Consider the following 17545-nt stretch of genomic DNA (forward strand, 5'->3'; position numbering starts at 1 on the left):
CAAACGCCGATCGGGGAGATCACGCCATGCAGCGCCGTTCCTTGCTGGCCGGGGCCGCCGCCCTCGGCCTCGCCGCGCCTTCCGTCACCCGCGCCCAGGGCGGCAGTGCATCGCGGACCGAGATCCAGTTCTGGCACGCCATGCCCGGCGTGCTCGGCGAGATCGTCGGCGAGCAGGTCAAGCGCTTCAACGACAGCCAGGCCGGCGTCACCGTCGTGCCCAGCTTCAAGGGCAGCTACACCGATGCCATGACCGGCGCGATCGCCGCTTGGCGCGCCGGCAACCCGCCGCATATCGTCCAGGTCTTCGAGGTCGGCACCGCCACCATGATGTCGGCCGGACCGGCGATCCGCCCGGTGCACGAGCTGCTGGCCCAGTCCGGCGTGGCGCTGGACCCGAAGCGCTACCTCGCCGGCGTCCGCGGCTACTACAGCGACACGCAGGGGCGGCTGATCTCGATGCCGCACAACTCGTCTTCGGCCATCATGTGGATCAACCTCGACGCCTTCGACAAGGCCGGGCTGTCCACCACCGACCTGCCGAAGACCTGGAAGCAGATCCGCGCGGCGGCGGAGAAGATCAAGGCGGCCAATGCGGCGCCGGTCGCCGTCACCACCTCCTGGCCCACCTGGGTGATGTTCGAGCAGATGGCGGCGATGCACGACGTGCCCTTCGCTACCCTGTCGAACGGCTTCGAGGGGCTGGGGGCCGAGCTGCGGCTGACCAGCCCGCTCTTCGTCAAGCAGGTGGAGTACCTGCTGGCGCTGCAGAAGGACGGCATGTTCCGCTACGGCGGCCGCGACAATGCCGCGGACGGCCTGTTCGTCGCCGGCGAGGCGGCGATCAGCTTCATGTCCTCCTCGCTCCGCGCCCGGGTGGCGAAGGAGGCCAGGTTCAAATGGGCCTCCGTCCCGCTGCCCTACCATGACGACGTGATCGCCACGCCGAAGAACGGCGTGCTGGGCGGCGCCAGCCTCTGGACGCTGACGTCCAAGACCCGGACGCCGGCGGAATACAAGGGCGTGGCGGAGTTCTTCCGCTCGATCTCCGACGTCGACCAGGATCTCTGGTGGCACAAGGCGACCGGCTACGTGCCGATCACCCTGGCGGCCTACGAGAAGGCCAAGGCCGAGGGGTACTACACGCAGAACCCCGGCGCCGACGCCGCCATCCTGCAGCTCTCCCGCGCCGAGCCGACGCCGAACAGCGCCGGCTTCCGGCTGGGCGGGATGGTCGAGATCAGGAACATCATCCAGGAGGAACTGGAGAAGGCGCTGCAGGGGCAGCAGCCCGCGACCGCGGCGCTGGAATCCGCCAACCGGCGCGGTAACGTGGTGCTGCGGAACTTCGAACGCGCCAACAAGGCGTGAAGCACCCAAGGAGGGCTCCGCCCTCCCTGGACCCTCCCGCCAAAGGCCGGAAGGCCTCTGGACACCTCTAGTTTAGGGTCGGCCCTTGGACCGCAAGGTTGTCTTCAACCAGAAGCTGTTGCCGTATTTGCTGCTGCTGCCGCAGATGGCAATCACCATCGTCTTCTTCTTCTGGCCGGCGGGGCAGGCGGTGTGGTTCGCCTTCCTGCGGCAGGACGCCTTCGGCATCCGCACCACCTTCGTGGGGTTCGAGAATTTCCAGGACCTCTTCGCCGACCCGCTCTACCTCGACACCATCCGCAACACCGCGGTCTTCTCGACCGGCGTGACCGTCATCGCCCTCGCCGTGGCGCTGCTGCTGGCGGTGCTGGCGGACAAGCAGATCAAGGGCGCCGGCGGCTACCGCACCCTGCTGATCTGGCCCTATGCCATCGCGCCGGCGATCGCCGCGGTGCTGTGGATCTTCCTCTTTCATCCCAGCATCGGGCTGATCGGCCGCGCCCTGAACGACGCCGGCCTGCCCTTCGACTACAAGCTGAACGGCAACCAGGCGATGCTGGTGGTGATCCTGGCCTCAGCCTGGAAGCAGGTCTCCTACAACTTCATCTTCTTCCTGGCCGGGCTGCAATCCATCCCGAAGGCGGTGCTGGAAGCCGCCGCCATCGACGGGGCGCGGGCCACGCGGCGGTTCTGGACCATCATCTTCCCGCTGCTTTCGCCCACCACCTTCTTCCTGCTGGTGGTGAACCTGGTCTACGCCTTCTTCGACACCTTCGGCGTCATCGACGCGCTGACCAAGGGCGGCCCGGCCAAGGCGACCGAGACGCTGATCTACCGCGCCTATGTCGACGGAAGGGTCAACCTCGACCTCGGCTCCTCCTCGGCCCAGTCGGTGGTGCTGATGATCGTCGTCATCCTGCTGACCGCCATCCAGTTCCGCTATGTCGAACGCCGTGTCCACTACTGACGCCCCCCTGGCCGCGGAGGGCCGCGGCGGCGCCTGGGTGACGCATGCGATCCTCGGGATCGGCGTCATCCTCTTCGCTTTGCCGCTGTGGATCGTCCTGATGGGCTCGACCCATGACGCCGCCACCATCGGCCGCGGCGAGGTGCCGCTGCTGCCGGGCCCGCATGCGCTGGAAAACTACCAGGCGGCCTGGACCCGCGGCGGCACCGGCGTCGGCGTCGGCTGGATGCTGTGGAACAGCATGGTCATGGCGCTGTCGATCGCGGTGGGGAAGATCGCCATCTCCATCATCTCGGCCTATGCGGTGGTCTTCTTCCGCTTCCCCGGGCGGCGGCTGGCCTTCTGGGCGATCTTCATCACCCTGATGCTTCCCGTGGAGGTCCGCATCTTCCCGACCTTCAAGGTGGTCTCCGACCTCGGCCTGGTGAACACCTATGCCGGGCTGATCATCCCGGTCATCGCCTCGGCCACCGCGACGCTGCTGTTCCGTCAGTTCTTCCTGACCATCCCGGACGAGTTCGTCGAGGCCGCCAAGATGGACGGCGCCGGGCCGCTGCGCTTCTTCTGGGACGTGGTGCTGCCGCTGTCGCGCACCAACATGGCGGCGCTCTTCGTCATCCTGTTCGTCTATGGCTGGAACCAGTATCTCTGGCCGCTGCTGGTCGCCACCTCGGCGGATGTCGAGACGGTGGTGATCGGCATGGTCAAGATGATCGGCTCCGAGTCCAACACCGAATGGAACATCGTCATGGCGACCTGCGTGCTCGCCATGCTGCCGCCGGTCCTGGTGGTGATGCTGATGCAGCGCTGGTTCGTCAAAGGCCTCACGGATACCGAAAAGTAATGGCCACGCTCGACCTCATGGACGTGCAGAAATCCTTCGGCGCGACGAAGGTGCTGCATGGCGTCGACCTGCATGTGGCGGACGGCGAGATGATCGTCATCGTCGGCGCCTCCGGCTGCGGCAAGTCCACCCTGCTGCGGATCGTGGCGGGTCTGGAGACCGCGACCAGCGGCCATGTCCGGATCGAGGGCAGGGACGTCACCGCGCTCGAGCCCGCCGACCGCGACATCGCCATGGTCTTCCAGAACTACGCGCTCTACCCGCACATGACCGTCGCCCAGAACATGGGCTACGGGCTGAAGATCCGCGGCCTGCCGCGGGACGAGATAGCCCGCCGCGTCGCCGCGACCGCCGAGCTCATCGGCATCGGCCCGCTGCTCGACCGCCGGCCGCGCCAGCTCTCGGGCGGCCAGCGCCAGCGCGTCGCCATGGGCCGCGCCATCATCCGCGAGCCGAAGCTCTTCCTGTTCGACGAGCCGCTGTCCAACCTCGACGCCAAGCTCCGCGTCCAGATGCGGGCCGAGATCCGCCGGCTGCAGAAGCGGCTCGGCGTGACGTCGCTGTTCGTCACGCATGACCAGGTCGAGGCGATGACCCTGGGCGACCGCCTCGTGGTGATGCACCAGGGCCATGCGGCGCAGGTGGCGACGCCGATGGAGATCTTCGAGCGGCCGGCCGATACCTATGTCGCCGGCTTCATCGGCAGCCCCTCGATGAACTTCCTCGGCGGACGCCTGGCGGAGGGCGGGCGGGCCGTGGCGCTCGACGCCGGGCCGGTGATCCGCTTCGCCGATGGCCCGCGCCCCGGCCCGGACGGCATGCCGCTGACCATCGGCCTCCGGCCCGAACATATCCGCGCCGACCCCGCCGGCCTCGCCCTGGCGCTGGAATTGGCCGAGCCGCTGGGCTCGGAGACCGTGCTGCACGGCCGCCTGCCGAACGGCGAGGCGCTGGTGGTGAAGCTCACCGGCCCCGGCCCGCGCGACGGCACGCTGCCCGTCGCATTGCCGGCCGAGGCGCTGCATGTCTTCGCCGCCGAGGGTGGCCGCCGGCTCGACTCCGTCGACGGCTGAACGGCGACTCATGCCGCCACCATCAGCAGCGCCTGCCGCCGGATGTCCTCGATGCGGCTGGTCCAGCCCGCGCCGAACCGGGCGAAGCCGGTCAGTCCGCGGCAGTGCTCCAGCCGCGCCTGGCTGACGGCGCCGACCAGGGCTCGGGCATCGGCCGCGCGCGCCGCCTGCAGGGTGAAGGGGCCGACCGCGCCATCCGGCACGGTGCCGACCGCCCGCTGCAGCGTCTTCACCGCGGTGCCCGGCCCGGCATTCACGCCGAAGTCGAAGATCACCAGGTCGAGCCCGCGCGGCAGGTCCTCGCAGCGCATCAGGTTCCAGTACTGCGCCCGGTAGATCTCCTTCGCCTCCGCCCGGGTCAGGTCGCGCACTTCCTGCGTCGTCACCGGCCGGCCGCGCCAGGCCGCCAAGGTGCGCTGGGTGATGCCCATCTGCGTCGCGCCGCCCGGATCGGCCGGGTCGTCGGCGAAGCCGCCTTCCTTGGCGAGCACGATCGGCAGGCAGAGGTCGAACCGGCTGGGCTGCCCAGGCTGCGGGCCGGCTGCCGGCGGGACGGGCGCCGCAGGGGCAGGCTCGGCGACGGCCTTTCCCGCCCCGGCCTGCCCCTGCCGCAGCGCCGCCGCCGCGCGATCCTTGTCGCGCGAGCCCTGGCTGGAGCCGAGCCAGAAATTGACCACTGCGGTGAAGCCGGCGACCAGCGAGCCCACCACAACGTTCAGCAGCGTCAGCGTGGTCGCATCCGCCCCGGCCGGCGGGTCGCGCACCAGCCAGCCGGTGAAGACGAAGAAGCCGAGCATGACGATCACCGAGACCGCCGCCGGCCCGAGCGCCACGGCCCGGGCCGTCCAGCCCTCGGCGCCGAGCGCGCCGACCATCGCCCCGCTGGCCCGCCGGCGGTCGTCGAGCTCGATCCGCAAGGCCTCCACTATCGACTGCCGCTCGGCCTGGCGGTCCTTCGCCTGCAGGTCGAGGTATTCGCGGCGGACCTCTTCCAGCCGCAGCGTCAGCTCACTGGCCTTGGCGGCATCCGCACGGACCGCCTTGGCGGCCGCGTCGATGTCATCGGTGCCGGCGACCGACTGCACCACCGCGGCGACCCGGCCGGCCAACTCGCCGGCGCGCCGACCGCCAAACAGCCCGACCAAGTCGGGTACCAGGCTGCTGGCAAGGGAGATCAGGGGGACCAGGGGAAGCATGGCGGAACTCCTCCAGCGAGGGTCGGCCAGGCGCTTCCCTCGGACGGGAATATAAGCCTATTTCAGGGCGGCAATTGCAAGGAAAATATTTCTATCTCTGGTTGGGAAGGGCTTTCTCACCCCACGGCTGCCGGCGCTGGCGCCCGTGCCGCCTCCGCCTGGCCACCTGATGGCGGTTCCGCCAGCGCCAGCGCGGTCGGCAGCGCAGGCGGGTGCATCAACCGGGAGGCCGGCGCCGCGATCAGGCAGCGCAGTCCGCCGGGTGCCCAGTCGAAGCTCGAAGTCATGTTCGCTGAGTCATTGGCCACGCCCCGTGACCATGACGGTGACGGTGCGCAAGGCCAGCGACGTATCCATGACGAACCAGGCGCGCAGGCCACGCAGCGCCAGCGCATAGGCATGGTCGAAGGCCGCCTTGTTGCGGACGTCGTCCAGACAGGTGTCGTAGCCCTGGTTCACCTGCGCCAGCCCGGTGATGCCCGGGCGGATGCCAGCGGTACGGTCGGCAAAGAAGGGGATGGAGCGTTCCAGCTTCTGGTAGAAGCCCGGCCGCTCCGGCCGCGGACCGATGATCGCCATGTCGCCCCGCAGCACGTTCAGCAGCTGCGGCAACTCGTCCAGCCGGGTCTTGCGCAGGAACAGCCCGACCCGGGTGATGCGCGGGTCGCGCTTCTGCGCCCAGACCGCGCCGGCCTTCTCGGCATCCGTCCGCATGCTGCGGAATTTCAGCATCATGAAGACTTCGGTCCGGTCCGGCAGCATCCGGCCGATGCGCATCTGGCGGTAGACGATGGGGCCGGGGCTGTCCAACCGAATGGCCAGGGCGATCAGCGGCCAGAGCGGCAGGGTCAGCAGCAGGCCCAGCAGCGCGACGACGATGTCGAAGACCCGCTTGGCGATGGCCACGTGGGGCGGCAAATGAAGGGTCTCGGTCATCGCGGCGGCTCCGGTCCTGGCCCCGCTGTTCGGCGGGCGGCGCGCCTCCGCTGGCGAGGCCAGGTTTCGGCGAACCGCCCTCAGGCCGGCGCGGTATCCGCCGCGCGACGCCAGGGCTGTCGGGGGCGAAACAGCAGGTAGCGTGCCACGCCGATCGCACTGGCGAGGTGGCCGGTCACCAGATAATTGAGGATTGCCAAGGGTTTCGGCGCCCGGCTGCCGAGCAGCCAGCCGCACGCGGCCAGCAGGACGCAAAAAGCCTCGCAAATTGCGAGGAAAAGGAAGAAATTGGAGACGGGGACCAAAGCCAGGGTCCCCAGTGCCGCCGCCAGCAACAGGAAGGGCATCACCACCCGCAGCGCCTTGCCCGACAGGAAGGCCAGCGCGATGCCGCCATGCCGCGGATGCAGCAAACCACGGGCCCGCCAGAGTTGCTGCGCATTGCCCGCCGCGATCCGCCGGCGCCGCCGGGCATCCAGCCCGGCATCGGCTACCTCCGCCTCCCGCGTCCGGATCGTCTCGTCGTAGGCGATGCGCCAGCCCCGTTCGGCCATATGGGCGGGCCAGAGGAAGTCGTCGTTGATGGTGTCGGGTGGCAGCGGCGACCAGGCCTCCCGGCGGAAGGCCCAGAAGGCGCCGTGCAGTCCGAGCGGTGCGCCGAGCGCGGCCTCCCCACGCTTCACCGCCACTTGGTATTGCCAGTACTTGGCCTCGCCCGCCGATCCCGCCCGTTCCAGCACATAGGTGCCGCCCACCGCGCCAAGCCGCGGGTCGGCGAAATGCGCCGCCGCCCGGCGCAGCGCATCGGGCGGCAGCATGGCCGAGATGTCGGACAGCGCGACGATCCCCGGCGGCAGCGCGCCGATCAGCTCGTTCAGCACGCCGAGCTTGCCGCGGTTCGGCCGCAGGTCGCGGATTTCGGCGCGCAGCCCGGCGCAATCCGGCTCCTGCAAGGTGGCCTCGGCAATGGCAACGGTGCCGTCGGTGCAGCCGTCGCAGGCCAGGATCACCAGCAGCCGGTCCTTCGGGTAATCCAGCGCCGCCAGGTTGCGCAGCTTGCGGGCGATGAAGGCGGCCTCGTTATAGGCCGGCATCACCAGCGTGATGGCCGGCAGTGCCGATTCCACCAGCGGAACAGGCGACGGCGCTTGCCGGCGGGCGATGCGCGACAGCAGCAGCGGCCAGGCGGCATGGTGCCAGGCGGCCAGCGCCAGCGCGCCGAGGGTGAGCGCCGCGAGCAGGGTCTGCATGGCGCTCAGCCCAACCCGGCGAGGGCGAGGTATTCGCGCGCCGCGACCGCCAGGCTGCCCTGCCGCAGCACGAAGCCGCGCGGGTCGCCGCCACGCCCGGCCAGGCCGGCGCCGAGCGCCGCGGCCAGCGCCGCCGGGTCCTCGGCCGGCACCAGGGTGCCGCTGGCCGGGTCGACCGCCGCGGGCACGCCGCCGACCGCGGTCGCCACCACCGGCAGGCCGCAGGCCTGGGCCTCGAGCAGGGCGAGCGGCAAGCCTTCGTTCCGCGAGGGCAGGCAATAGAGGTCGAGTGCCGCGTAGAAGCCCGGCATGTCGCCGAGCAGGCCGAGGAAGCGGACCCGGTCGCCGAGGCCGGCGGCCTGGGCGCGCAGCGCAGCGGCCTCCCCGCCCGCGCCGGCGATGGCCAGGATCGCGTCGCCCGGCAGCCGCGCCATGGCGGCGACGGCCAGGTCGACGCCCTTCACCGGCTCCAGCCGCGCCGCGATGCCGATGACGGCGCGGTCCAGGGGCAGGCCGAGCGCGGCGCGGGCCGCCGCCTTCGCCGCCGCATCGGCCGGCAGGAAGCGGTCGGTATCGACGCCGTTCAGCACCACCTGCGGCCGGGCGCCGATCGCCGCCTCGACCGCCGCGGCAACATGCGGCGCATCGGCGATCAGCACCGGCCGGGCCAGGGCGAGCGCGGCGCGGACCAGCCGGGCGCGCTTCGGGTCGGCCAGGTGCCAGGCGTCGTGTTCGGTGTGCAGCCGCGCCCGGATGCCGGCCAGCCTAGCGGCCGGCCCGGCATAGAGCAGCGGCCCGACATGGTGGGTATGGACGGCAGCCGGCCGCAGCCGGCGGAACAGTGCGGCGAGGCGGAAGGGCAGCAGCGGGTCGAGCCCCGGGCCCTTCGCCCCGAACAGCAGGCGGCCGCGGTGCTCGGCCAGCCGCGGCCAGGCGGCGACGGCTTCGGCCTCATCGCCCTCCAGGCTCAGGACCAGGGTCGGGTGGCGCGCCGCCTGGGCGTGGGCCAGTTCCAGCGCCATCACCTCCAGCCCCCCCGGGGCGAGGTGCTGCACCACATGGACGACCGCGCCGGTCGCCGCGGCGGCGGCCGCCAGCGGCAGGGTGGCTGCCGAGCTCATGCCGGGCGCCGGACCGAGGGGATGCGGGCCAGGACCTTCACCCCGGTGGTCTTCTCGACGTCACGGACGCGGCGGAAGGTGCCGTCTACCAGTTCCAGCAGGAAGGCAAGGGCGATGCCGAGGCCGATGCCGGCGGCGACGCCGGCGCCGGCGAAGATCACCGTCATCGGCTTCATCGGCGCCGAGGGCCGGTAGGGGCGGTCGATGATCTTGATGCGCTCCGGCGCCTGCTGGGTCGCCAGCTCGCTGGTCACCCGGGCGCGCTCGAACCGGGTGCGCAGCTGCTGGGTCAGTTCGGCCTTCACCTGGGCCTCGCGCTCCAGGCCCTTGAGCTCGCGCTCCACCTCGCCGTTGCCGGCGATCTTGGTGGCGAGTTCGGCGATGCTGGCGCGCATGTTGGCGGTCTCGCCGCGCAGCTGCTCCAGCCGGTCGCGCGCCGCGGCCATGCCGGCGATCTGCGAGATCAGCAGCGGCTGCGCCCCCTCGGTCTTCGGCTGCAGGGTGGCGGCGAGGTTCCACAGCCGGTCCATGTCGACCGCCGGCGCCTGCTCGGCCGCCTTCAGCATGGCCTGCCGCTCGTTCTCCAGCCGCTTGAGCCGGCCCTCGGCGGCCTGCACCGCGGAGTGTTCCTCGGTATAGCGGGCCCGCAGCAGGGCCAGCTCGCCGAGGATGGCGACGATGTCCTGCTCCATCCGGCCGAGCACCGGATTGGTCTGCACCAGCCGGTCCTTCATCGCCGCGACCTCGCCCTCGGCCCCGGCCAGCTTGACCTCGCGGTCGGCGAGCTGTTCCCGCAGCGTCGCCATGCGCTGGAGGTTGGCGGTGCGCAGTTCGGGCAATTGGGCGGCGTGCCGCGCCTTGAACTCGGCCAGTGCCTGCTCGCTCCGTTGCAGCTGCGCCTGGCTGTCGTTCCACTGGCCTTCCAGGAAGCGGAAGCTGTCCCGCATGCTGCTGTCCTCGGGCCCGCGCACCTTCTCGATGAAGCGGGTGCCGATCTGCGCGAGCGTGCGGTCCATGCCTTCCGGCGTGCGGGCGCGGTAGCGCATCTCCACCATCTCCTGCCCCAGGAGGGTGACGGAAAGACCGGCCGCGAGCTCGGCGACCGCGCCGGATTGCTGCGCCTCGGTGGCGTTGGGCGGGACCATCTGCAGGTCCTCGGCGACCTGGCCGAGCACGTGGCGGCTCATCAGCAGGGCGCGCAGCCCCTCCATCCGCTCCTTCAGATTGGTCTTGACCGAGAGGTCTTCCAGGAACGGGTTGAACTTGGCCGGGTCCTGGATGAGCACGCTCATCCGCGTCTCGTAGCTGCGCGGCGCCATGCTGCCGAGGAAGAAGCCGACCGGCGGCAGGACGATGATGGGCAGCAGGATGACGTAGCGCCGGCGCCAGGCTGCCGCGAGAACGGCATGGATCACCTCCGCGATGGGCGGGGGGGCCGGCGGTGCTATCGCAGCGGCGTTGGCGGGGATGTCGGACATCGATGGCTCCGCGCCCGCCGGCTGCCGCCCCGGGCAGGGGCCGGCGCTCCGGCTGGCGCTTGACCTCTTTTAGCGCAAGATCGCTTTGTAAGGGGATATCAACTTAACGGCGTGCCTCTCCGGCCGATGGCAGGCTGCCCAGCAGCACCAGCACCTCGCCGGCCGGAATGGCCGCCTCGAAGCGCAGTTCCACGTTCGGCACTTCCGGCCGGATCAGCCGGGCAACCGCCAGAGCGCGTCGTTCACCAATAAGTGAGGCATCGCCGCCTTCGAACCCGGCCGGGCGGCTGGCCACGGTTACCAGGGCGGCCCCGCGCATCGCGGCGGCGAAGGCTGCCACGTCGCGGCGCTGGGCATCGTCCGGCTGCACCTGCGTGGCGGTGAAGCGCAGCACCAGCCCGGTCTGCGCCGCCGGCCCCTGCGGCGCGACGGATTCGGCGCGAGCCTTGGCGAGCAGTTCGGCAACCGTGATGCGGCCGCCCGGCTGCCGCGTCGCGCCGCTCTCGCCGAGCCGCGCCTGGGCTTCCAGCAGAGTGCGGTCGGTCGGCGGGATGAAGCGCATCGGGTCCGGGTTGCAGGCCGCCAGCAAAGCCAGCGACAGCAGGAGCGAAACGCATCGGAGCGAGGCTGCCATGGCGATGGGGTTAGGCTGGCCGCAGAACGACGGCAAGCCGGCCTGCCGCGGCCCTCATCCCGGCACCGGCCGGGCCGGGTGGGGCGCCGCGCCGGGCAGCCGGCGGGCCAGGGTCATGGAGGGCTGCTCCACCCAGCGGTTCATCGCCTCGGCCGCCGGCAAGGCGAGCAGGATGGCGAGCAGCAGCATCGCCTCCAGCGGCAGCCACCCGTGCAGCCCATGCACCACCACCAGCAGCACCGGCACGTGGACCAGATAGAGGCTATAGGACACCTTGCCGAGCCAGAGCAGCGGCGGCACCTCCAGCAGCCGCTGGGCTGTGGGCGAGCCGATGGCGAGCGCCATCAGCAGCGCGGCGCCGAGCGTGCAGGTGTAGTCGATCGACGGGCCGAGCAGCAGCATCGCGGCCAGCCAGAGCCCGGCGCGGGTCCAGCCCGGCAGCCGGGCGAGCGCGGCCTGCACCGCCTCCCCACGCAAGGCCAGCAGGGCGCCGACCAGGAAGCAGTTGACGAAATGCAGCGTGGTCAGGGTCGCCCCCACCCAGCCATCGCCGAAGAAGGGCGCCAGCGGCAGGCCGAGCCAGCGCATCGTCGCATCGGTGCCGACCTGCAGCGCCAGCATGCCGGGCAGCAGGACCCGCAGCGGCAGCCGCTGCACCGCCAGCAGCAGCAGCGGGAAGACCAGGGAGATGCGCAGCTCATAGGTCAGGCTCCACATCACCACGTTCAGATGGGCCGAATGGGTGTCGCCCAGCATGGCGAGGTGCCGCCAGATCGTCTCGGCATCCGGGGCGGCGGACCAGGGATCGGCGTTGAACCAGGGATGCACGCCGGCCAGGGCGGTGGGGCGCATCAGCCAGTAAAGCCCGGCCGAGAGCAGGATGGAGACGGCAAAGGGCAGCCAGACCCGGCAGATCCGCCGCAGCACGAAGCCGCCCCACCCCGTGCCAGGACCGTGGGTGAGCGCCAAAGCCAGGACATAGCCGGACAGAACGAAGAACAGGATCACCGCCGGCCGGGCGCCCACCGCAGACTTGAACGGGGTGAACAGCAGGGCCTGGCGGATGCCGTCGGCAAGCGGGCCGGGCGGCAGGGTCTGCCAGGCATGATAGAGCACCACCATGAAGGCGGCCAGGCCACGCAAGCTGTCGAGGACCCGGACCCGCATCAGGCGGCATTCCGAGTGGGCAGAGGGGGCGGCGCCCCCTCTGCACTCCCCTGCCAGGATCCGGTGGGATCCTGCGCAGGCCCGAGCGGCAGCACGGTTGGTTCCAACAAGGCCGCGGAAGGAGAACGCGGATTTGCCAGACGTGCCTGGGCCAGTCGGGGGAAAAGGACGCGGCCTTGGGTAGCCGCGGGATTCCGGCGGAGCCAATCTGCCAGCATTCGATCCGCGAATAAAGGCAGCCCAGCAAAATTGGCGGAATAGAGACACTCCTTCAGCGCGGCATCCTCGAACCGGCCACGCGCCTGCTGGATGCGGCGGTTCCACAGGCGGTGCAGGTCGCGCGGCCGGAAGGGGGATAGCGTGGCCACCTTCCAGGTCGCGTCCTCGGCCAGGGCGATCCGGTCGGTATCCCAGGGATTCGCCAGGGCATCGAGGTCGTGCACCACCAGGCTGCCGATCAGCCCGTCGCCGCGGTAGAGGCCGACCGGCAGGCGGATACCGGCGGCGCGGACCCGGTCCAGGAAATCGCCGCGCAAGGCATGCAGCGACCCGTGCAGGGACGGTGCGCGGCGCATCTGCTGGCGCTGCGCCGGGGCGCTGCGGCCGCAGGAGGGCAGGGCAGCCGCGGCCAACGCCCGCGGCTGCTCCGCCAGCGCCGCCGCCAGGGCGCGAATCGCCCCTGGCGTAACCGTGGCATAGGCATCGACGAAGACATGCATCCCGGCCTCAGGCGCCAGGGCATGGACATACTGGTTCCAGGCATTGGACTTGTCGGCGAAGGGGATGTCGAACAGCCGCAGCGAATGCCGGGCTGCCGCGGCGAAACGGCGGACGGCACCGCCGCTGTCGTCGGTGGTGCCGTTGAGCACCACGGTGAGGCTGGCATCCAGCCCGTCGAGCGCCACATCCAGCGCCCGCAGGCAATCCTGCAGGCCGGCGGCTTCGTTGCGGGCGAATACGGCGACGCTGATGGCGACGGGCATGGCAGGCTCCTGCGGTCCTAGGGAACCGCGCGATGCCTTCTACCGCAAGTTGCGTGCCGGGTGGGGTCGCATTTTGCGATGCCGGCTGCACCTGGGCTGGCGGCACCCTATGTTGGGGCAAACCGAAGGAGACAAGGCATGAGTGGGACGGAAATCCGGAACACGGCGCCAGGGCTGGAGACCGCCACCCTGGGTGGCGGCTGCTTCTGGTGCCTGGACGCGGTGTTCCGCGACCTGCACGGCGTGGCGCAGGTGCATTCCGGCTATGCCGGTGGCCATGCCGCCAACCCGACCTACGAGCAGGTCTGCGGCAAGCGCACCGGGCATGCCGAGGTGGTGCAGGTAACCTTCGACCCGGCAGTGGTGAGCTATGCCGACCTGCTGCGGGTCTTCTTCACCATCCACGACCCGACCACCAAGGACCGTCAGGGCAATGATGTCGGGCCGCAGTACCGCTCCGTCATCCTGTTCCATTCGCCGGAACAGCGGGAAACGGCCGAGGCGGTGATGGCGGAGATCAAGGCGGCCGGCGTCTGGGCGGCGCCGCTGGTCACCGAACTGGTGCCCTTCGAGCACTACTGGCCCGGCGAGCCGGAGCACCAGGACTACTTCGCGCGGAACCCCTGGAGCGGCTATTGCCAGGTTGTGGTCGGCCCGAAGGTCGCCAAATTCCGCAAGCTCTACGCCGACCGGCTGAAGCGCCCCGCGGCCTGACGCCCTGATCGAGGATCGACCCATGTCCCTGTTCCGCAAGGAAACCCCGACCGAGCACTACCCGGTCGAGAAGCCCGAGGCCGAATGGCGGCGCGAGCTGCCGCCCGAGGCCTTCCGCGTGCTGCGTGAGCACGGCACCGAACGCGCCGGCACCAGCCCGCTGAATGCCGAGAAGCGCCCGGGCACCTTCGTCTGCGCGGGCTGCGGCCATCCGCTGTTCGACGCCGACACCAAATTCGAGAGCGGCACCGGCTGGCCGAGCTTCTGGGCGCCGAAGGAGGCAGGCGTCGGCACCACCACCGACCGCAGCTTCTTCATGACCCGGACCGAGGTGCACTGCGCCCGGTGCGGCGGCCATCTCGGCCACGTCTTCCCGGACGGGCCGCCGCCGACCGGCCAGCGCTTCTGCATGAATGGCGTGGCGATGCGCTTCCAACCCAAGGCGGGTTGATCAACCGCAAAGCGTTGAACGCAACGTCGCTTGCCTTTATGCGCCGGGCGAGGAATTTTCCCGCCCCAGTTTGAAGGTCCCAGTACCATGCGGCGCGCCCGACTCGCGCTTTTTTTCGGCCTGGCGGGCCTGCTACCGGGCACTGCCAAGGCCGATCTGGTCTATGTGCTGAACAGCGCCGATGCCTCCATCAGCGTGCTGGAAAGCACGACGCGGGAGGAGGTGCGCCGCATCCCGGTGCTGCGGGAGGCGCACCACCTCATCCTGACGCCCGAGCGGGGCGAGCTGATGGTGGGGGATGCCGGCGGCAACGAGCTGATCTTCATCGACCCGGCGACCGCGGAGGTCACCAGGCGGGAGAAGTTCAGCAACCCCTACCACATGGAGCTCAGCCCGGACGGGAGGCTGCTGGTGGTCACCAGCCTGCGCCGCGACCAGGTCGACATCTACGAGGCCGCGACCCGCACCCTGCTGGCCCGGCTGAAGGTGCCCGACAAGCCGAGCCACCTGGCCTACACGCCCGACAGCCGGATCGCCTTCATCACCCTGCAGGGCGCGCGGCGGCTGATGGCGATCGACCTGGCGACCTACAAGCCGCTCTGGTCGGCCGAGGTCGGACCGCAGCCGGCCGGCGTCACCTGGCACAACGGCAAGCTGCTGGTCGGCATCATGGGGTCGGACCATGTCGCCGTGGTGAACCCCATCGACGGCAAGGTGGAGCGCACCATCTTCGCCGGGCGCGGGGCGCATACCGTGTTCCGCTCGCCGGATGGCAAGTCGCTGTACGTGAACAGCCGGGTGGACAGCCGCATCACCGTGCTGGACAGCGAGACGCTGGAGCCCCGGACCCGCTGGGAACTGCCGGGCGGGCCGGACTGCATCGCCTTCGACCGCCAGGGGCGGCTCTGGGTGACCATGCGCTGGACCGGGCGGCTGGCGATCGTCGATCCGGCGACCGGGGAGGCGGAGACCGTGCCGGTCGGCCGCTCGCCGCACGGCGTGTACGTGCAGCCGCGTGCCACGCCGCTGCCGCCGCTGGCGGTGTCCGAAGCCGCGCCGCCGCCCGAGGTCACGCCGGCCAAGGCCGAGGCGACGCCTCCGGCGCAACAGCCCGCGGTCTGGCAGCGCATGCTCGGCCGATGAGGCGGCGTGGGCTGCTCGGCGCCCTGGCCGCCACGCCGGTGGCCGTGCGGGCGCAGCCGGCCTGCCGCGGCACCGTCTACCTGACCATCGACACCGGCTGGTCGCGGGAGGCCGAGCAGATCGCCGCCATCCTGCGCCGGCGTGGGGTGCGGGCGACGCTGTTCGTGGCGGACGAGCCGACCTATCGGGGCGACCGGACGCTGGACGACAGCTGGGCGCCGTTCTGGCGGGCCCGCGCGGCCGAGGGCCATGCCTTCGCCAGCCATACCTGGCGGCACTGGTATTTCCGGGGGGACCCGGCACCGGGCAAGGTCCGCTACGTCTCCAGCCAGAAGGCGGGGGAGGAGGTGCTTGACCTCGCGGCACTCTGCGCCGAGCTGCGCCGGCCGACGGACCGGCTGAAGCAGTTGGCGCCCGAGGCCAGGATCCTGCCGCTGTGGCGCGCACCGGGCGGCATCGTCACGCCGAACGCCATCGCGCTCGCCGGCGCCTGCGGGCTGCGGCACCAGGGCTGGACCGCCAACGGCTTCTGGGGCGACGAGCTGGACAGCGCAAAGCACCCCAATGCAGCGCTCGCCAGCCGCGCCATCGAACGCACCCGGGACGGCGAGGTGGTGGTGCTGCACTGGGGCATCCGCAGCCGGCGGGATCCCTTCGCCGGGGTGCTGGACGAGGTGATCGGCGGCCTGCAGGCGCGCGGCCTCTGCTTCGCCCCGCTGCCGGCGGAGGGGCGCGCGTGACCGGCATCAGCGATCTTTATACCGACCTCACCGGCTGGATCTTCGAGCATGCGCTGCAGCCGCTGCTCTATGCGCTCGGCCTGATGGACTGGGCGGAGGATGCCTATGCCTGGCTGGACTTCGCGCTGTTCGGCCTGCTCGGCATCGTCGTCGCCTGGGCGCTCTGCCGGCCGCTGGAGGCCTGGCGGCCGGTCGAGCCGCTGGCCGACCGCGGCGCAGTGCGGACCGACATGCTCTATACCTTCCTCAGCCGGCTCGGGCTGCTGCCGCTGCTGGCCTTCGTGCTGCTGGCTTCCGCCCAGGCGGCCTGGGAAGGCTGGCTGACCGAGGCCGGGCTGCTGCCGCCGACGCTGGAGGAAATGCTGCCGCCGCTGCGGGACCACCCGGTCGCCGCCTTCGCCGCCTATGTCGTGATCCTGGATTTCGCCGAATACTGGCGGCACCGGGCGCAGCACACCTTCCGCTGGTGGTGGGCGCTGCACGCCATCCACCATGCGCAGCGGCAGATGACCTTCTGGACCGACGACCGCAACCATGTGCTGGACGACGTGCTGGCGGCGGTCTGGTTCGGCGTGATCGCCCTGCTGATCGGCGTGCCGCCGGGGCAGTTCCCGGTGATCGTGCTGATCCTGCGCCTGGCCGAGAGCCTTTCCCACGCCAATGTCCGGCTGGACTATGGCCGGGTAGGAGAGCGGTTGCTGGTCTCGCCGCGCTTCCACCGGCAACATCATGCGCCTCTCTCAGCCGGGGCGCATGGGCAGAATTACGCGGTGCTGCTGCCGGTCTGGGACTGGGCCTTCGGCACCGCGAATTTCCGCCGCGGCGTATTCCCGCCGACCGGGACGCCGGAGGAGCCGGAATCCCTGGCGAGCGGTGGCTGGCTGCGACAGCAGGCGGTCGGGCTGCGGCGGATGGTGGGGGCGATCGCCGGGCGGTAGGCTCGCTCGCGCTACTGGCTGAAGGCGCCGCCGCATGAGGACCGCTGCATGAAAGCCCTGGGCATCCTGCTGTTGCTGGCGACAGTGGCGCTCGGCGTGCTGGTCGGCTTCCAGTACCTCGCCCGCCGGCGGCGGCCCTGGATCGTGACCCTGCACCTCGCCTGCGGCGCGATCGGCGTCTGGCTGTTCTTCCTCTTGTTGCATGCCCCGCCCGAAGGCAGCATCGCCCCGCCGGGCCTCATCGCCGGCAGCCTGTTGGGCGCCGCCGTGCTGGGCGGGCTGCTGCCCCGGCTGCTCGCCCGCCCGGCCCGCCGGGCCGCCGAATGGCTGTTGGTCGTCCATGTCTTCACCGGCCTTGCGGGCTTCCTGGTTTTCCTGTCCTGGGCTTCGCGGCTGTAGCGCGCCCGGGCCACACCGCCGACCGGCCCGTTTTTCTCGATGCGTCGTGGCACTTTACCCCGGGTCGTCGCGTTCCGCGCACGATCCACAGATTGCGGCGCGTGCCGCAAACTGCGGCACCGTTGCCAAGGATGCCACCCT

Annotated in this window: 18 protein-coding genes; 10 read left to right on the top strand and 8 right to left on the bottom strand. The window is 70.9% G+C overall.

Going from position 1 to position 17545, the window contains the following annotated elements:
• Positions 1-26: 26 nt before the first annotated feature.
• The 4 genes from ugpB (at position 27) to ugpC (ending at position 4254) form a co-directional block, all read left to right on the top strand.
• Positions 27-1370, top strand: a complete 1344-nt coding sequence (ugpB, locus tag ACFQS7_RS07580; protein WP_380066431.1) for a sn-glycerol-3-phosphate ABC transporter substrate-binding protein UgpB — start codon at positions 27-29, stop codon at positions 1368-1370.
• An 85-nt stretch (positions 1371-1455) separates the two neighbouring features.
• Entirely contained in the window at positions 1456-2337 is an 882-nt protein-coding gene (ugpA, locus tag ACFQS7_RS07585; protein WP_380066432.1) for a sn-glycerol-3-phosphate ABC transporter permease UgpA, read from the top strand.
• A complete protein-coding gene (gene ugpE / locus ACFQS7_RS07590) occupies positions 2324-3181 on the top strand; it encodes a sn-glycerol-3-phosphate ABC transporter permease UgpE (protein WP_380066433.1) in 858 nt (285 codons plus the stop codon). The genes ugpA and ugpE overlap by 14 nt, the downstream gene beginning before the upstream one ends.
• On the top strand, positions 3181-4254 hold the full coding sequence (gene ugpC / locus ACFQS7_RS07595; protein ID WP_380066434.1) for a sn-glycerol-3-phosphate ABC transporter ATP-binding protein UgpC: 1074 nt from the start codon (positions 3181-3183) through the stop codon (positions 4252-4254). Before ugpE ends, ugpC begins: the two co-directional genes overlap by 1 nt.
• 8 nt (positions 4255-4262) lie before the next feature.
• On the opposite strand, the gene ACFQS7_RS07600 is transcribed toward ugpC, so the two are convergent.
• The 8 genes from ACFQS7_RS07600 to ACFQS7_RS07635 all read right to left on the bottom strand — a co-directional run bounded on the left by ACFQS7_RS07600 (position 4263) and on the right by ACFQS7_RS07635 (position 13019).
• Positions 4263-5450 carry a glycoside hydrolase family 108 protein gene (locus ACFQS7_RS07600; protein WP_380066435.1) on the bottom strand — a complete coding sequence of 396 codons (1188 nt, stop codon included), beginning with the start codon at positions 5448-5450 and terminating at the stop codon, positions 4263-4265.
• 297 nt (positions 5451-5747) lie between these two features.
• A complete protein-coding gene (locus ACFQS7_RS07605) occupies positions 5748-6386 on the bottom strand; it encodes a sugar transferase (protein ID WP_380066436.1) in 639 nt (212 codons plus the stop codon).
• A gap of 80 nt (positions 6387-6466) precedes the next feature.
• The gene (locus tag ACFQS7_RS07610) at positions 6467-7636 is read right to left on the bottom strand and encodes a glycosyltransferase family 2 protein (protein ID WP_380066437.1); all 1170 of its coding nucleotides are present in this window, start codon (positions 7634-7636) and stop codon (positions 6467-6469) included.
• Positions 7637-7641: 5 nt separating this feature from the next.
• Positions 7642-8757 carry a glycosyltransferase gene (locus tag ACFQS7_RS07615; protein ID WP_380066438.1) on the bottom strand — a complete coding sequence of 372 codons (1116 nt, stop codon included), beginning with the start codon at positions 8755-8757 and terminating at the stop codon, positions 7642-7644.
• On the bottom strand, positions 8754-10235 hold the full coding sequence (locus ACFQS7_RS07620) for a GumC family protein (protein ID WP_380066439.1): 1482 nt from the start codon (positions 10233-10235) through the stop codon (positions 8754-8756). The genes ACFQS7_RS07615 and ACFQS7_RS07620 overlap by 4 nt, the downstream gene beginning before the upstream one ends.
• Positions 10236-10338: 103 nt before the next feature.
• Positions 10339-10869, bottom strand: coding sequence for a hypothetical protein (locus ACFQS7_RS07625; protein ID WP_380066440.1), 531 nt, complete (start codon positions 10867-10869; stop codon positions 10339-10341).
• A 54-nt stretch (positions 10870-10923) separates the two neighbouring features.
• A complete protein-coding gene (locus ACFQS7_RS07630) occupies positions 10924-12036 on the bottom strand; it encodes an acyltransferase family protein (protein ID WP_380066441.1) in 1113 nt (370 codons plus the stop codon).
• The gene (locus ACFQS7_RS07635; RefSeq protein WP_380066442.1) at positions 12036-13019 is read right to left on the bottom strand and encodes a hypothetical protein; all 984 of its coding nucleotides are present in this window, start codon (positions 13017-13019) and stop codon (positions 12036-12038) included. The genes ACFQS7_RS07630 and ACFQS7_RS07635 overlap by 1 nt, the downstream gene beginning before the upstream one ends.
• A gap of 138 nt (positions 13020-13157) precedes the next feature.
• Here ACFQS7_RS07635 and msrA point away from each other — a divergent pair, with 138 nt between their 5' ends.
• The 6 genes from msrA (at position 13158) to ACFQS7_RS07665 (ending at position 17404) form a co-directional block, all read left to right on the top strand.
• Positions 13158-13733: a peptide-methionine (S)-S-oxide reductase MsrA gene (msrA, locus tag ACFQS7_RS07640; protein ID WP_380066443.1), complete on the top strand. Its 576-nt coding sequence runs from the start codon at positions 13158-13160 to the stop codon at positions 13731-13733.
• 22 nt (positions 13734-13755) lie between these two features.
• Positions 13756-14184, top strand: coding sequence for a peptide-methionine (R)-S-oxide reductase MsrB (gene msrB, locus ACFQS7_RS07645; RefSeq protein ID WP_380066444.1), 429 nt, complete (start codon positions 13756-13758; stop codon positions 14182-14184).
• An 87-nt stretch (positions 14185-14271) separates the two neighbouring features.
• A complete protein-coding gene (locus tag ACFQS7_RS07650; RefSeq protein WP_380066445.1) occupies positions 14272-15327 on the top strand; it encodes a beta-propeller fold lactonase family protein in 1056 nt (351 codons plus the stop codon).
• Positions 15324-16067, top strand: coding sequence for a polysaccharide deacetylase family protein (locus ACFQS7_RS07655; protein WP_380066446.1), 744 nt, complete (start codon positions 15324-15326; stop codon positions 16065-16067). Before ACFQS7_RS07650 ends, ACFQS7_RS07655 begins: the two co-directional genes overlap by 4 nt.
• Positions 16064-17005 (top strand): sterol desaturase family protein, encoded by a 942-nt coding sequence (locus tag ACFQS7_RS07660; protein ID WP_380066447.1) that lies wholly within the window; start codon positions 16064-16066, stop codon positions 17003-17005. Before ACFQS7_RS07655 ends, ACFQS7_RS07660 begins: the two co-directional genes overlap by 4 nt.
• A gap of 48 nt (positions 17006-17053) precedes the next feature.
• Positions 17054-17404 carry a hypothetical protein gene (locus tag ACFQS7_RS07665; RefSeq protein ID WP_380066448.1) on the top strand — a complete coding sequence of 117 codons (351 nt, stop codon included), beginning with the start codon at positions 17054-17056 and terminating at the stop codon, positions 17402-17404.
• Positions 17405-17545: the final 141 nt, after the last annotated feature.

It is taken from the genome of Dankookia sp. GCM10030260, assembly GCF_042666655.1.
In the GTDB taxonomy this organism is placed as follows: Bacteria; Pseudomonadota; Alphaproteobacteria; order Acetobacterales; family Acetobacteraceae; genus Paracraurococcus.